The organism is Micromonospora sonneratiae (assembly GCF_042679305.1).
Taxonomy (GTDB): Bacteria; Actinomycetota; Actinomycetes; order Mycobacteriales; family Micromonosporaceae; genus Micromonospora_H; species Micromonospora_H sonneratiae.
In genome coordinates this window covers 405,691-420,201 of sequence record NZ_JBHTMP010000001.1, presented here as the reverse complement: position 1 = coordinate 420,201, position 14,511 = coordinate 405,691, and the positions used below count along the sequence as shown (strand labels likewise).

Sequence of the window (14,511 nt, the reverse complement as noted above, 5' to 3'; positions counted from 1 at the left end):
TCCACGATGCCGCGCTCGAATCCGCTGATCCATTCCACCCTGCTGCGGCATCTGCTCCTCGCCGTAGTGGCCGGGGTCGGGCTCTTCGCCCTCACCGGGGCGTTGGAGCCGTTCCGCAACTACCAGTTGGCCACCGTCGCCGCGTACCTCTGCGCGACCGCCGGGCTCACCGTACTGACCGGACTCAACGGCCAGCTCTCCCTCGGGCACGGCGCGTTGATGGCCACCGGTGCCTACACCGTCGCCCTGACCCAGAACGCGCTGGCCGACGCCGGGCGGGTCAGTGGGGGATACCTGCTCTTCTCGCTCGCCGTCGGGGTGGTGGTGACCGTCGTCGCCGGTACGGTGATCGGTGCTGCCGCCGCCCGGCTCCGTGGCCCCTACCTGGCCGGGGTAACCCTCGCCGTCGCGGTCGTCGTGCCGGCGCTGGCCACCACCTTCCGGGGCGTCTTCAACAGTGAGCAGGGGCTGCCGGTCTACCTGGCGCCGGCACCGGAGTCGCTCGGGCTCTACTTTCCGTACGAGCGGTGGCAGGCCTGGATCGCCATCACCGGTGCCCTGCTGACCCTGGTGCTGCTCGGGAACCTGATCCGCAGCCGGTTCGGCCGGAACCTACGGGCGGTCCGCGACGACGAGGTGGCCGCCCGACTGGCCGGCATCCACGTCGGGCGTACCCAGGTCCTGGCCTTCGTGGTCAGCGCCGGATGCGCCGGCCTCGGCGGTGGCCTGCTGGCGGTGCTGGCACAGAGCGTCTCGCCCGGTGCCTTCTCGCTGACCCTCTCGCTCCATCTGTTGATGGCCATCGTGATCGGTGGGCTCGGCAGCCTGGTCGGCGCGCTCTGGGGTGCCCTGCTCCTGGTGGCCCTTCCGGCGTTGACCAGCACGATCACCAATCTGGCCACCCCGTCGCCGGCGGTCGCCCAGCGACTGGACGGAAACCTCTCCCTGGCGGTCTTCGGAGTCACGTTGATCGTCGTGGTGATCGCCGCGCCGGGCGGTGTGCAGGGTCTGCTGCGCCGCGTCGGCCGGTTCGTCGGAGCCCGGTTGCGGGTGACGGCCGGGCGGTAATCCGATGCGGCACCGCACCCGCTCCACCACCACATCCCTCGTTAACGGTCCAGCGGATCGCCGCCGGGCCGAGAAAGGTCGGACGATGCAGCGCATCGCGCACCGCGCACTCGCGATCGCCACCTCCGCCGTACTGGTCACGGCCCTGGCGGCGTGCGGGAGCGACGACGAAAACGGGCCAGCCGGGGGGAGCGTCCCCGGCGTCACCGACACCGAGATCCTGGTCGGCACGCACATGCCGCTGACCGGCCCGGCCTCGGCCGGCTACTCGAAGATCGCGCCGGCCACCAAGGCGTACTTCGACCACGTCAACGCCAACGGTGGCGTACACGGCCGTAAGATCAACTACAAGATCATGGATGACGGGTACAACCCGGCCACCACCCAGCAGGTGGTTCGCGAGCTGGTCCTGCAGGACAGGGTCTTCGCCATCCTCAACGGGCTCGGCACCCCGCCGCACAGCGGCGTACTGGACTTCCTGAACAACAGCAAGGTGCCGGACCTCTTCGTCGCCTCCGGCAGCCGGGCCTGGAACGCGCCGAAACGGTACCCCTACACCTTCGGTTTCAACACTGACTACACCGTAGAGGGCAAGATCCTTGCCAACTACGTCAGGAACAACCTCGCCGGGCAGAAGGTCTGCTTCTTCGGTCAGGGCGACGACTTCGGCGAGGACAGCCTGGCCGGGGTGGAGCAGGTCCTCGGCGCGTCCAGTGTGGCGGTCAGGAAGACCTACGTCACCAGCAACACCAACGTGGCACCCCAGATCGGTGAGCTGAAGGCCGGCGGCTGTCAGGTCGTCGTACTGGCCACCGTGCCGGGCTTCACCTCGCTGGCGATCGGCACCGCAGCCCGGATCGGTTTCAAGCCGACGTGGCTCGTTTCCGGGGTGGGCGGTGACTATCCGACGCTTGCCGCGCAGCTCGGAGAGAACAAGGGCCTGCTGGAGGGAATGCTCGGGGTCAACTATCTCCCCTCGGCCGCCGCCAGCGACGACCCGTGGACCACGCTCTTCCGCAAGATCAATGACGAGCGCAACGGTGGTGCGGCCTTCGACGGCAACATCGTCTACGGCATGTCGGTCGGCTACCTCTTCGTGCAGGCGCTCCTCGCCGCTGGCAGGAACCTGACCCGGCAGGGCCTGATCGACGCGGTCGAGCGGGGCGGGTTCAAGGGCCCCGGTCTGGCTCCGCTCCGCTTCTCCAAGGAGAACCACTCCGGATACGGCGGAATGCGAATGATCAAGGTGGAGCAGGGCAGGCAGGACTACTTCGGGCCCACCTACGAGACCGATTCGGCCAGCGGTCCGGTCAACGAGTATCCGGAGGCACCGGCGGCCCCGCCGGCGAACGGGATCCCCACCTCCTGAGTCGGTTGTAACGGCTGCTCGGGTGCCCTCGGCGCGTCCCGCCGGGGGCACCCGGTCCGGGTCACCGGTCACTCTGGGACGAGTGACGTGATCGGCTACCTCAGCGCAGCCGCTCGATGATCATCGCCATTCCCTGGCCCCCACCGACGCACATGGTCTCCAGGCCGATCGTCTTGTCGTGCCAGCTCAGTGAGTTGAGCAGGGTGGTGGTGATCCGGGCGCCGGTCATCCCGAACGGGTGGCCGACGGCGATCGCCCCACCGTTGACGTTCAGCCGGTCCGGATCGATGCCCAGCTCGTCCGCGCTCGCCACCACCTGCACCGCGAACGCTTCGTTGATCTCCACCAGATCGATGTCCGAGATGGACATCCCGGCCCGGGCCAGCGCCTGTCGCGATGCCCCGACCGGGCCGAGACCCATGATCTCCGGCGAGAGTGCGGAGAGTCCGGTGGAGACGATCCGCGCCAACGGCTCGATGGCCAGCTCACGGGCCCGGACGTCGGACATGACCACCAGGGCGGCGGCGCCGTCGTTCAGCGGGCAGGCGTTGCCGGCGGTCACCGTACCGTCCGGCCGGAAGACCGGCTTGAGCGCGGCGACCGCCTCCAGGGTGACGGCCGGACGCGGGCCGTCGTCGGCGGTGACCACGGTGCCGTCCGGGCGAGTGATCGGGGTGATCTCCCGGGCCCAGAAGCCGTCGGCGATCGCCTGCTCGGCGCGGTTCTGCGAGCGGACCGCGAACTCGTCCTGCCGGGCCCGGCTCACCCCGCAGAACTGTGCGACGTTCTCTGCGGTCTGCCCCATTGCGAGGTAGACGTCCGGCAGTTCGCCGTACTCCCGGGGGTCCCGCCAGTGGGCGGCGCCCGGCATGCTCGCCCGGTTCGCGGTCCGTTCCAGCGCCGGGGCGAAGCGGGGGTTGGTGGTCTCCGGCAGCCCGTCGCTACGGCCCCGGGCGTATCGGGAGACGGACTCGACCCCGGCGGAGATGAAGGCGTCCCCCTCGCCGGCCCGGATCGCGTGGAACGCCATCCGGGTGGTCTGTAGCGAGGAGGAGCAGTACCGGTTGACCGTGGTGCCGGGCAGGTGGTCGAAACCGAGTAGGGTGGCGACCACCCGGCCCAGGTTGTAGCCCTGCTCGCCGGCGGGCTGACCGGTGCCGAGCATGAGGTCGTCGATCTGCCGTGGATCGAGTTGCGGTACCGCGTCCAGCGCGGCCCGCACGATGGTAGCGGCCAGGTCGTCGGGGCGTACGTCGATCAGGGAACCTTTGTTGGCGCGGCCGATGGGGGAGCGGGCGGCGGCGACGATGACGGCTTCGGGCATGGTGTCAGGCATCCTTTCCCAGGTATCAATGTGCACCAAGAGTGCACTTACTTCGCCTCGGCTGTCCATCGAATCTCGGGCGGAAATCATTCGGCGGATGGTTGACGGCTTCGATTGGCCGTTTCTAAAATCCACACTGTGACTGCAAAATCTGAGCATCCGAACGTCGGTCGCCTCGCGGGTCGGGTGGCCGTGGTGACCGGGGCCAGTCGCGGCATCGGTCTGGCCATCGCCCAGCGCTTCATCGACGAGGGTGCCCGGGTGGTGATCACCGGCCGCAAGCCGGCACCGCTGGCCGAGGCGGTGACCGCCCTCGGCGGCCCGGCGGTTGCCCATGGCGTCCCAGGGGCGGCCGACGACCCCGAACACCAGGCACGGACCATCGCCGAGGCGACCGGGACCTTCGGCAGGCTCGACATCCTGGTCAACAACGCCGGGACCAACCCGGTCTACGGGCCGCTCACCGGTCTCGACCCCGGTGCGGCCCGGAAGATCATGGAGGTCAACACGCTGGGTGCGCTCGGCTGGGTCCAGCGGGCCTGCGCGGCCGGCTTCGGCGAGCACGGTGGCGCGGTGGTCAACATCTCCTCGGTCTCCGCGCTGAGGCCCGCCGCCGGCATCGCCTTCTACGGCGTCAGCAAGGCCGCGCTCAACCAGCTGACCGCCGCGCTGGCCGTCGAACTGGCTCCCCGGATCCGGGTCAACGCGGTCGCCCCGGCAGTGGTGAAGACCCGCTTCGCCGCCGCCCTCTACACCGGGCGGGAAGCCGAAGTCGCCGCCGGTTACCCGCTCGGTCGGCTCGGCGAACCGGCCGACGTAGCCGCCGCGGTCGCCTTCCTCGCCAGCCCGGACGCCGCCTGGATCACCGGTCAGACCCTGATCGTCGACGGTGGACTCACCATCACCGACCGGGCCGTCGGATGACCGCCGTCGGGCTCGACCTCAACGACGCAGTGGTGGTGGTCACCGGCGCCGGATCGGGCATCGGGGCCGCCCTCGCCCAACGCTTCGTCGCCGCCGGTGCGCGGGTCGTGGTCAACGACCTGGACCCGGCCGCCGCCGAAACCGTAGCGGCCCGGATCGGTGCCCTGGCCATCGCCGGAGACGCCGCCGATTCCGACTTCGTCGACCGGCTCGTCGAACAGGTCTGGGCCGACTTCGGCGCGTTGGACCTCTTCTGTGCCAACGTTGGCATCGCCCCGGAGGGTGGACTCGACGCACCCGACGAGGCCTGGGCGAGGGCGTGGCAGGTCAACGTCCTCTCCCAGGTCTACGCCGCCCGCGCCCTGCTGCCCAACTGGCTCGCCGACGGGCAGGGTCGACTCCTGGTCACCGTCTCCGCCGCCGGGCTGCTGACCATGCTCGGCAATGCTCCGTACTCGGTCACCAAACACGCCGCGCTCGGCTTCGCCGAATGGCTCCGAGCCAGCTACGAACACCGGGGGATCGTCGTGCAGGCGCTCTGCCCGCAGGGCGTACGCACCCCGATGCTCACCCGTTCCGGGCCAATGGGCAGCGCGCTGCTCGACGACGGTGCGCTCACCGCCGACGAGGTCGCCGACTCGGTGCTGGAGGCGATGACTGACGACCGCTTTCTGGTGCTGCCACACGCCGAAGTGAGAGACTTCTATCTCCGGCGGGCCGCCGACCCGGACCGGTGGATCCGCTCGATGAACCGCCTACAGCAGCGACACGAGACAGCGCGCGCCCGACCGCGCCCCGAGGCGGCACCGGCGCCGCCACAGAGGGAGCCGGCATGAGCAAGCGAAGCGAGCGGACGTCATGAGGCGGGCAGGGCCGGAGTCGGTGGGCCCGGACCTGCCCGGCCTGGACCTCGACCGGCTAGGGAAATATCTCGACCAACGGACCCCGGGCCTGGTCGTCGGTGAGCTTCGGGCCGAGCTACTGGTCGGCGGCCGGTCCAACCTGACCTACGCGGTGACCGACGGGACGTCCCGCTGGGTGCTGCGCCGTCCACCGCTCGGTCATGTCCTCGCCACCGCACACGACATGGCCCGGGAGTTCCGGGTGCTGACGGCACTCGGTCCGGTCGGCTTCCCGGTGCCACCGACGGTGCTGCTCTGCTCGGATCCGGCGGTACTCGGTGCCCCCTTCTATCTGATGGGGCAGGTCGACGGCATGATCTACCGGGACCCGGACGAACTGGAACGGCTCGGTCCGAACCGGGTACACGTTCTCGGGCTCTCCCTGGTGGAGACCCTCGCCGACCTGCACGCGGTCCGGCCAGAAGAGGTCGGACTGGCTGACTTCGGCCGGCTGGACGGCTACAACGACCGGCAGGTCCGACGCTGGAAGCGGCAGCTCGACGCCTCGCGGAGCCGGGACGTACCGGGAATCGAGCGGCTCCACGACCGGCTGGCCGCAGCCGTACCCGGTTGTGAGGCCGGCACCATCGTGCACGGTGACTTCCGGTTGGACAACGTGCTGGTCGGCCCGGCCGGCGAGATCCGCGCGGTGCTCGACTGGGAGATGTCCACCCTCGGTGACCCGCTGAGCGACCTCGCGCTGATGCTCGTCTACGCCGGTCGTCCGATGCTCGACGCCGTCGGTGCGGCGCGTTCGGCGCTCGCCGTCGCCGGGCATCCGGACACCGCCGAGATCACCGAGCACTACGCCCGACGCTCCGGTCGCGACACCAGCGGCCTGCGCTGGTACGTCGCGTTCGCCGCCTTCAAGCTCGCGGTGATCCTCGAAGGCGTGCACTACCGGTACGTACACGGTCAGACGGTCGGCCCCGGTTTCGAGCGGATCGGGGCGCAGGTCGTGCCGCTGGTCCGGCAGGCTCACGAGACATTGGACGGAGTGGTATGAGCGGGCACAGCGAGCGAAGCGAGCAGACGTCATGAACTTCGACTTTGACGGTCCCACCGAGGAGTTGCGCGCTCGGCTGCTCGACTTCATGGCCGAGTGGATCTACCCGGCCGAGCCGGTCTTCGCTGCACAGGCCCGGGAATCCGGCTGGTCCCACCCGCCGGTCCTCGACGACCTGCGGGCCGAGGCGCGCCGTCGCGGGCTCTGGAACCTCTTCCTCCCCGGTGAGTACGGTGCCGGCCTGACCAACCTGCGGTACGCCCCGTTGGCCGAGATCACCGGTCGCAGTCCCAGCCTGGCCCCGGCCGCGTTGAACTGTGCGGCCCCGGACACCGGGAACATGGAGGTGCTGGCGGAGTTTGGCACCGAGGCGCAGCGTAAGCAGTGGCTGGAGCCGCTGCTCGACGCGCGGATCCGGTCGGCGTTCGCGATGACCGAGCCGGACGTCGCCTCCTCGGACGCGACCAACATCGCCACCCGGATCGAACGCGACGGGGACGACTATGTGATCAACGGTCGCAAGTGGTTCATCACCGGGGCGATGAACCCGCTCTGCCAGATCTTCATCGTGATGGGCAAGACCGATCCGGATGCGCCCCGGCACCTACAGCAGAGCCAGGTTCTGGTACCCCGGGACACCCCGGGGATCACCATCCGCCGGGGCATGGAGGCCTTCGGCTGGGACGACGCCGACCATGGCGGCCACGCCGAGATCGACTTCACCGACGTACGGGTTCCGGTGGAGAACCTGATCTCCACCGAGGGGTCCGGGTTCGCCATCGCCCAGGCGCGGCTCGGCCCCGGCCGGGTGCACCACTGCATGCGGCTGATCGGCATGGCCGAACGGGCCCTTGAACTGATGTGCCGTCGGGTCAGCAGCCGGCAGGCGTTCGGCGGTCCGCTGGCCGAACAGGGGGTGATCCAGGACTGGATCGCCCGGGCCCGGGTCCGGATCGAACAGGCCCGGCTGCTGGTGCTCAAGACCGCCTGGCTGATGGACACGGTCGGCAACACGGGTGCCCGGACCGAGATCCAGGCGATCAAGATTGCGGTGCCGGAGATGACCCAGTGGGTGGTGGACCGGGCGATCCAGGCGCACGGTGCGGCCGGGGTCAGTCAGGACACTCCACTGGCGCGGCTCTGGGCGTCGGCCCGGACCATCCGGCTGGCCGACGGCCCGGACGAGGTACACCTACGGTCCCTGGCCCGGCGTGAGCTCCGCCGCCACCAGGCAGCGGTCGGTTGATCGCCACTACACTGCTGATGCAAGTTCCGACGGTCGGCAGGGAGCACCAGGCGATGAGTGACACCGACGCCCCGGTCCGGGTGGATGGACGTACCGCCCGTGCCGAACGCACCCGGGCGGCCATCGTCGATGCGCACCTCGCGCTCATCGGTGAGGGCGACCTACGGCCGACCGGTGAGCGGATCGCCGAGCGGGCCGGGGTCTCCCTACGGACACTCTGGACCAACTTCAAGGACATGGAGACCCTCTTCGAAGCTAGCGGTGATCGGGTCCTCGCCGAGCAGAAGGCGGCCTACCAGCCGATCCCGGTGAACCTGCCGCTGGCCAAGAGGGTGGACGCCTTCTGTCGGCAACGCGCCCGACTGCTTCAGTTGATCGCACCCTCGGCGCGGGCCGCCCAGTTGCGGGAGCCGACCTCGGCGCAGTTGCGCCGCAACCGGGCCAAGCACGTCGAGCTGCTCCGGAACGAGCTGACCGAGTTGTTCGCCGTCGAACTCGACGCTGCGGGGGAGGGGCGAACGCAACTGCTCAACGCGTTGATCGCGGCGAGCATGTGGCCGGCCTGGTCGATGCTGCGGGACGGGTTGGGACTCGGCGTCGACGAGGCCCGGCGGACGATGACCCGTACCATTCTGGCCCTGCTGACCACATCCGACTGAGCGCGTGAGGTCATCCGGGTGGGCCGGAACTGGCTATCGCTGCTGCCCTGGTCCGCTCGTCGCCCAGATGCTGACCAGCCTGCACGGCGGCCGACTTGGCGAGTGGATCGCCACGGCTCAGCAAGTTGGATTGTTCAGGTCACCGGCTTCGCCAGTGACCTGAACAACGACTTCGACGCCGTCACCGCTGGCCTGCCCCTGCCACAGTTCGGGCCGGTGGAAGGCAACGTCAACAGGATCAAGATGACCAAACGGCAGACGTACGGCCGAGCTGGCTTCGACCTGCTTCGCATACGAGTCTTGCTGGATCGATGATCTCTGAACGTATAACCTCTTGCGATGGAAGCCGGAGTCGGGTTCGGGTACAAGATTGAGTGGCTTGCGGTGCGTCTCCGAGGCGCCGAGTCGGTAGCCGCGTCGTTGGGTCTTGGCTCGCTCTCACATACGACCTGGCAGGACGCGGTTGCGGCCGCCTATGCAGGCGCGTGGCTGTTGACGCCGCCCATCGATGGCTGGACACTTGCCGCATCCATCGACGTGGAGGCCCCCCAAGACAGTCGATTCGGGCCATGGCTGGCGGATCTGAGTGTGTCCCTCGGTGAGGTCCAATACTTCGGGACACAACGCGTGGTGGAGTACCAGGCTTGGGGGCGCGCGAGCAGCGGCATCGTGGACCGCGCATTCGTCTACCTCGGCGAAAGTGGTGAAGTGCTGTTCCATGTAGGTGAGCCGACCCCTGAGGAACAAGCGCTCGGTGTCGGTCTCGTCCCAGACGACGATTGGTGGGAGTCGGACGAGGATGACGACACCTACACATGGCCGGACGAGGAAACTGTGCTTATGCTCGCTGGGCGGTGGAGTCTGGATCCGCGAACCCTGGACGGCGCCCACATAGCAGGGTTGCCCTGGGTCGCCGTACCAACTGGGCGCTAGGTGTACTGACCATGGAGGTTGGGTACGTGGGCGGACACACACGCGGACAATCTTGAAATAAGGGAGGGCCTTCGGTTTCGGTGTGGATTGCGACGTCTGCACCGACCGACCGGAGGCCCTCGTGCTCCACCGTAACGCCCCACTGTCCGAGACCGGCAGGCTACGTCTGGCCCGATGCGTGGTGGACGACGGCTGGCCACTACGCCGGGCTGCCGAGCGGTTCCAGGTCAGCGTCCGCACCGCGCAACGCTGGGCCGCTCGTTACCGCGTCGAGGGCCCTGCCGGTATGGCCGACCGTTCCTCCCGCCCCCACCACAGCCCCACCCGAACCCCGACCCGCACCGAACGACGAATCATCAAAGTCCGGGTCCTACGACGGTGGGGGCCAGCCCGTATCGGCTACCTCCTCGGCCTCAACCCCGCCACCGTCCACCGGGTCCTGACCCGCTACCGGATTCCGGCACTGACCCACCTGGACCGGGCCACCGCCCAGCCCGTCCGCCGCTACGAACACACCGCCCCAGGCGACCTGATCCACGTCGACATCAAGAAACTCGGCAACATCCCCGACGGCGGAGGACACCGGATCCACGGCCGCGCCGTCGGCGGCCGACGCAGCTCCGCCCACCGCGACCCCACCCGCCCCCGCAAGATCGGCGGACGGCCCAACCTCGGCTACCACTACCTCCACAACGCCGTGGACGACCATTCCCGCCTGGCCTACACCGAAATCCTCCCCAACGAAACCCGCGAAACCGCCGTAGCGTTCTGGCACCGCGCCCACGCCTTCTTCCGCACCGCCGGAATCACCGTCCGGCGGGTCCTGACCGACAACGGCTCCTGCTACCGCTCCCACCTCTGGAAAGACACCCTCACCACCGCCGGGATCACCCACAAACGCACCCGCCCCTACCGACCACAGACCAACGGCAAGGTCGAACGCTACAACCGAACCCTCCTCGACGAATGGGCCTACGCACGCCCATACACCTCCGAGACAGAACGACGTGAAGCCCTACCCGAATGGCTCCACATTTACAATCACCACCGCGGCCACACCGCACTCGCAGGCAAACCACCCGCCAGCCGCGTCCCCAACCTCACGGGGCAGTACAGCTAGGCGGCGCCGCCGCAGTCGGTCGCTTCTACGAGAACGCCACCGGCTGGCTCTACGACTACGACCCCGGCCGCTCCCGGCAGTTGGCTGACGTCCTGCCCGGTCACCGCGCCCAGGCTACTGGTGATCGGGTAGAACCCGTCGGCCCCGCTCCGTCCAGGTGCGGTAGATGGGGTGGCCTCGGCCGCACGGCAGGAGCGCGGCTGTCGGGTTCGGATACCGGGCCGTGGGGGTGGTAGGTCGATACCCAGGAAGGTCGTCGGTTGACGCTCGTGCGTGTGCTGAGGCTGAACTGCTGCTTCGGCTGGGCGGTTGACGGCTACCGGCGCTGCTCCCAGTCGGTCCGGGTGAGGTCGTACTCGACTTCGCCGTGCTCGGATCCTGCGATCGCCTCGGGCCAGTCCCCGCTGAAGTTCCGCAGGAACTTCAGGCCTGCCTTCTCCACCACACGCCGGGACCGGGTGTTGACCACCATGGTGTTCGCGGTGACCCGTTCCACCGCGAGATCGGTGAATCCCTTGCTGATCAGGGCACGCGATCCCTCCGTGGCGTACCCCCTGCCCCAGGCGGCCCTGGCCAGCCGGTAGCCGAGCTCGACCACGGCAGCGCTGTGCTCGTCCAGGGGACGGAACTCGAACCAGCCCAGGAAGGTTCCGGTGGTCTTCTCCTCGGCGGCCCAGTAGCCGCGGGTGCCGAAGCACGGGTAGTCGTGTAGGAGCCGTGGCAGGGTTTGCGCCTGGACCGTCTCGCGACTGGTCGGCTTGCCGCCGTTGATGAAGCGCATGATCTCGGGGTCGTTGTCCAGTGCGAAGAGGTGGTCGGCGTCGTCGTCGGTGAAGGGGCGTAGCACGAGCCGTTCGGTTTCCAGGAAGACATGCATGTCGTGATCTTCACGGGCGGATGCGGGGCCTTCCACCGGATATCGCCACAGGACAGTGGGCGACTGTTCACGTAGCACGGGGTGGCGAAAGTTCCGCCCCCTTCCGATCTCGTTACCAATAGGTAACACTCACTAGATGATTGATGCATCACTAGTGCAAATAGCTGGGCTGCATGGACGGGCCACGCAACGCCAGGCGATCATCAACCTGATTGACGGGGCAGCCGGCGGCACCGGTGGTGCGCTGCTGCTGCACGGCGAACTCGGCCTGGGCAAGACCGCGCTACTCGACCAGGGCAGCGTGATCGCGACCGCCCATCCGGCCGGGTTCACCGTCCTCACCGCCAAGTGCCTGCCCGACGAGGCCGACCTGCCGTACGCCGTACTGCACCGGCTCCTCGAACCGCTCGCCGGGCAGCTCCACCTCCTGCCCACCCGGCAGAAGGAGGTACTCACCCGGGCGCTCAGCGGGGAGGGCTGCCCGGAGCCGGACCGACTGGTCCTCTGCCAGGCGGTGGTCAGGCTGCTCGGCACGGCCAGCGCCCACCATCCCCTGTTCTGCCGTCTCGACGACGTACACGCGGCGGATCGTCCGTCACTGGACGCACTCGCCTTCGCCGCCCGCCGGGTGCAGCCCTACCGGGTCGCCATGCTGTTCGCCAGCGAGGCGACGGCCACCGTCTCCGACGTACCGGCGCTGCGGCTGACCCCGCTCGACCCGGCAGACAGCCTGGCCCTGTTGGCTGACGTGATCCCCGACGGGTTGCCCGGCGACGCGGCCCGCCCCCTGGCCCGGCTCGCGCGGGGTAATCCGCAGGCCCTGGTCGATCTGGCCGCTGCGCTCACCCCCGGCCAGCGGTACGGCGAGGAGCCACTACCCGCCGAGTTGCCACTCGACGGGGTGCTCGGCCGGACGTACCGGGACCGGTTGCACCGGCTACCTGCCGACACCCGCTGGCTGCTCCTGCTCGCCGCCGCCGACGTCGCGCTGGACCAGCCCGGACTCGTCCGGGCCGCAGCCGCCTCCGGTACCCAGCTCCGTGCCCTCGCCCCGGCGGAGCTTGCCGGCCTGATCCGGGTCGGTGCCCATGCCGTGGACTTTCCGCAGCAGCTGCTCCGGACACTGGTCTACCAACAGGCACCGCTGGCTCGACGGCGCGCCGCGCACCTGCTCCTGTCCCGGGCCATCAGCACCGGGCCGGAGCAACGACTACGCCGGGCCGTACATCTGGCTGCCGCCGCCGACGGACCGGACGAACCGCTCGCCGCCGAACTGGAACAGACCGCGGCGGAGGTCGGCGGGTACGCCAGCGCCTCGGCGGCGCTGGAACGCGCAGCCCAGCTCAGCGATGCCGGCAGCAGCGACGGGCGGAGCAACGCGGCCAACCGGCTGGTGGCGGCGGCACGCTACGCCTGGTTGGCCGGCGACCCGCAGCGAGCCCGCCGACTGCTCTTCCGAATCGGTGAGAGCGGCTCGGACCGGGCGGTGCAGGGACGGGTCTGGCTACTCAGCGGCGAGATCGCGCTGCGGGTCGGCGTCGCCGGGGAGGCACTGGACCGCCTGCTGACCGCTGCCGAGTCGCTGGCCCCGACCGATCGTCGGTTGGCCCTGGAGGCGCTGCTGAGGGCCGGGGAGGCCGCCTGCTCCTGCGGTGACTACCACCGGTACGGCGAGATCGCCCGCCGGGCGGCGGCACTGCGTCAGCCCGGTGCGCCGGACGCCGTGCTCCTGGCGCAGGAACACATCGCCGGGGTGGCCGCGACCTTCCACGGACGACACCACGCCGCAGTGGCGCACCTGCGACGGGCGGTCACCATCGCGACCCGGTCGGCAGATGCCGCCGCGCTCACCGTGGGAAGCGCCGCCAGTCTGCTGGCCGCCGACGATGTCGCCGCCGGTCGCCTCGCTGCCCGGGCGGTGGCGCGAGCGCGCTTCAGCGGCGATGTCTCGGTGCTGCCCCGGGCGTTGGAGCTGCTGACGTACGCCCACTACTGGCTCGACCCGACCGGGGCGGCAGCGACGGCGGCAGCTCGGGACGGCCTGACGGCGGCTTGGGAGAGTGGGCAGGAGAACAGCGCCGGCATCCACCGGGGAATGCTCGCGGTGCTCGCCGCGATCCGGGGCGACCGAACCGGGGCGCTGTGGCACGGCCAGTTCCTCGCCGAGGCGCAACCGGTACGGCAGCGGCCCTGGGCGTTGGGGCAGTGGGCGTTGGCGGTACTCGATCTCGTCGAGGGCCGGAACCCGGACGCCGCTGCCCGACTGTATGCCCTGGCCCGGCCGGGCACCGGCAGAGGACAACTCGTCGAACAGGTGATGGCGACGCCGTACCTGGTCGAGGCGGTCGCCCACTGTGGTGCTTCCGGAGTGGTGGCACCGTCGGGAGTGGCCGTGCCGGGGCTGGCCACGGGATCCACGACGTTGGTGCGGGTACGGGCGGTACGGGCGCTGGTCGTCTTCGACCGCTGGGCCAGCGGCACGGGAAACCCCGGCCGCCGGGCCGTCTCGGCCCGCTGCCACGCGCTGCTGGCACCCCGGGGCAGTGGCGTGGCCGAGGACTACTTCCGGGATGCGTTGCGCCTGCACACGGCGGGCGGCGCGGAGTTCGAACGGGCCCGTACCGAACTTCTCTTCGGTCAGGAGTTGCGGCGCTCACGTCGACCCCGCGCCGCCCGGGAACATCTGCACCGGGCGGTGGAGACGTTCCAGCGGCTCGGCGTTACGGTCTGGACCCAGCAGGCGGTGGCTGAGCTGCGGGCTGCCGGCGCGACGGTCCCGGCCTCCAGAACCCTGCTGGGCAGTGTCCCTTGGCATCGGGCCACCGACACGCCGGGCTTCGTCGCAGACGTTCCGGTCTCGACCATCGGTGGTGCGGCACCGACGGTGGATGTGCGGACGTTGACCGCCCAGCAACTGCGGATCGCCCGACTGGTGGTGGAGGGGGCGACCAACCGTGAGGTGGCCGCCCGGCTGCACCTCAGCCCCCGGACCGTCGATCACCACATGCGCAACATCTTCCACCGGCTCGGACTCCGCTCCCGGATCGAGTTGGCCCGTGCCCTTCGTTGATACCCCGGCGGTC

The 14,511-nt window shown here is 69.6% G+C and carries 13 protein-coding genes; 11 read left to right on the top strand and 2 right to left on the bottom strand.

Features of this window, described 5'->3' with window-relative positions:
- Positions 1-6: 6 nt before the first annotated feature.
- The gene (locus ACFQ4H_RS01745) at positions 7-1,068 is read left to right on the top strand and encodes a branched-chain amino acid ABC transporter permease (RefSeq protein ID WP_377566153.1); all 1,062 of its coding nucleotides are present in this window, start codon (positions 7-9) and stop codon (positions 1,066-1,068) included.
- A gap of 85 nt (positions 1,069-1,153) precedes the next feature.
- Entirely contained in the window at positions 1,154-2,437 is a 1,284-nt protein-coding gene (locus tag ACFQ4H_RS01740; protein WP_377566151.1) for an ABC transporter substrate-binding protein, read from the top strand.
- Between the two features lie 100 nt (positions 2,438-2,537).
- On the opposite strand, the gene ACFQ4H_RS01735 is transcribed toward ACFQ4H_RS01740, so the two are convergent.
- A complete protein-coding gene (locus ACFQ4H_RS01735) occupies positions 2,538-3,761 on the bottom strand; it encodes an acetyl-CoA C-acetyltransferase (RefSeq protein WP_377566149.1) in 1,224 nt (407 codons plus the stop codon).
- 138 nt (positions 3,762-3,899) lie between these two features.
- Here ACFQ4H_RS01735 and ACFQ4H_RS01730 point away from each other — a divergent pair, with 138 nt between their 5' ends.
- The 8 genes from ACFQ4H_RS01730 (at position 3,900) to ACFQ4H_RS01695 (ending at position 10,551) form a co-directional block, all read left to right on the top strand.
- A complete protein-coding gene (locus ACFQ4H_RS01730; RefSeq protein WP_377566146.1) occupies positions 3,900-4,685 on the top strand; it encodes an SDR family oxidoreductase in 786 nt (261 codons plus the stop codon).
- Complete coding sequence (locus ACFQ4H_RS01725) at positions 4,682-5,521, top strand: SDR family NAD(P)-dependent oxidoreductase (protein WP_377566143.1); 840 nt, start codon at positions 4,682-4,684, stop codon at positions 5,519-5,521. The genes ACFQ4H_RS01730 and ACFQ4H_RS01725 overlap by 4 nt, the downstream gene beginning before the upstream one ends.
- Positions 5,522-5,543: 22 nt before the next feature.
- Positions 5,544-6,593: a phosphotransferase family protein gene (locus tag ACFQ4H_RS01720; protein ID WP_377566140.1), complete on the top strand. Its 1,050-nt coding sequence runs from the start codon at positions 5,544-5,546 to the stop codon at positions 6,591-6,593.
- A 31-nt stretch (positions 6,594-6,624) separates the two neighbouring features.
- Positions 6,625-7,839, top strand: a complete 1,215-nt coding sequence (locus tag ACFQ4H_RS01715; RefSeq protein ID WP_377566137.1) for an acyl-CoA dehydrogenase family protein — start codon at positions 6,625-6,627, stop codon at positions 7,837-7,839.
- Between the two features lie 53 nt (positions 7,840-7,892).
- Positions 7,893-8,498, top strand: a complete 606-nt coding sequence (locus ACFQ4H_RS01710; RefSeq protein WP_377566134.1) for a TetR/AcrR family transcriptional regulator — start codon at positions 7,893-7,895, stop codon at positions 8,496-8,498.
- 102 nt (positions 8,499-8,600) lie between these two features.
- Positions 8,601-8,813 (top strand): hypothetical protein, encoded by a 213-nt coding sequence (locus ACFQ4H_RS01705; protein ID WP_377566131.1) that lies wholly within the window; start codon positions 8,601-8,603, stop codon positions 8,811-8,813.
- A gap of 24 nt (positions 8,814-8,837) precedes the next feature.
- Positions 8,838-9,431 (top strand): hypothetical protein, encoded by a 594-nt coding sequence (locus ACFQ4H_RS01700; RefSeq protein WP_377566129.1) that lies wholly within the window; start codon positions 8,838-8,840, stop codon positions 9,429-9,431.
- A gap of 121 nt (positions 9,432-9,552) precedes the next feature.
- Positions 9,553-10,551: an IS481 family transposase gene (locus ACFQ4H_RS01695; protein WP_377566126.1), complete on the top strand. Its 999-nt coding sequence runs from the start codon at positions 9,553-9,555 to the stop codon at positions 10,549-10,551.
- Between the two features lie 316 nt (positions 10,552-10,867).
- Here the strand turns inward: ACFQ4H_RS01695 and ACFQ4H_RS01690 are convergent, their stop codons facing one another.
- Positions 10,868-11,428, bottom strand: coding sequence for a GNAT family N-acetyltransferase (locus ACFQ4H_RS01690; RefSeq protein WP_377566123.1), 561 nt, complete (start codon positions 11,426-11,428; stop codon positions 10,868-10,870).
- 136 nt (positions 11,429-11,564) lie between these two features.
- Here ACFQ4H_RS01690 and ACFQ4H_RS01685 point away from each other — a divergent pair, with 136 nt between their 5' ends.
- Entirely contained in the window at positions 11,565-14,498 is a 2,934-nt protein-coding gene (locus ACFQ4H_RS01685; protein ID WP_377566120.1) for a helix-turn-helix transcriptional regulator, read from the top strand.
- Positions 14,499-14,511 lie beyond the last annotated feature (13 nt).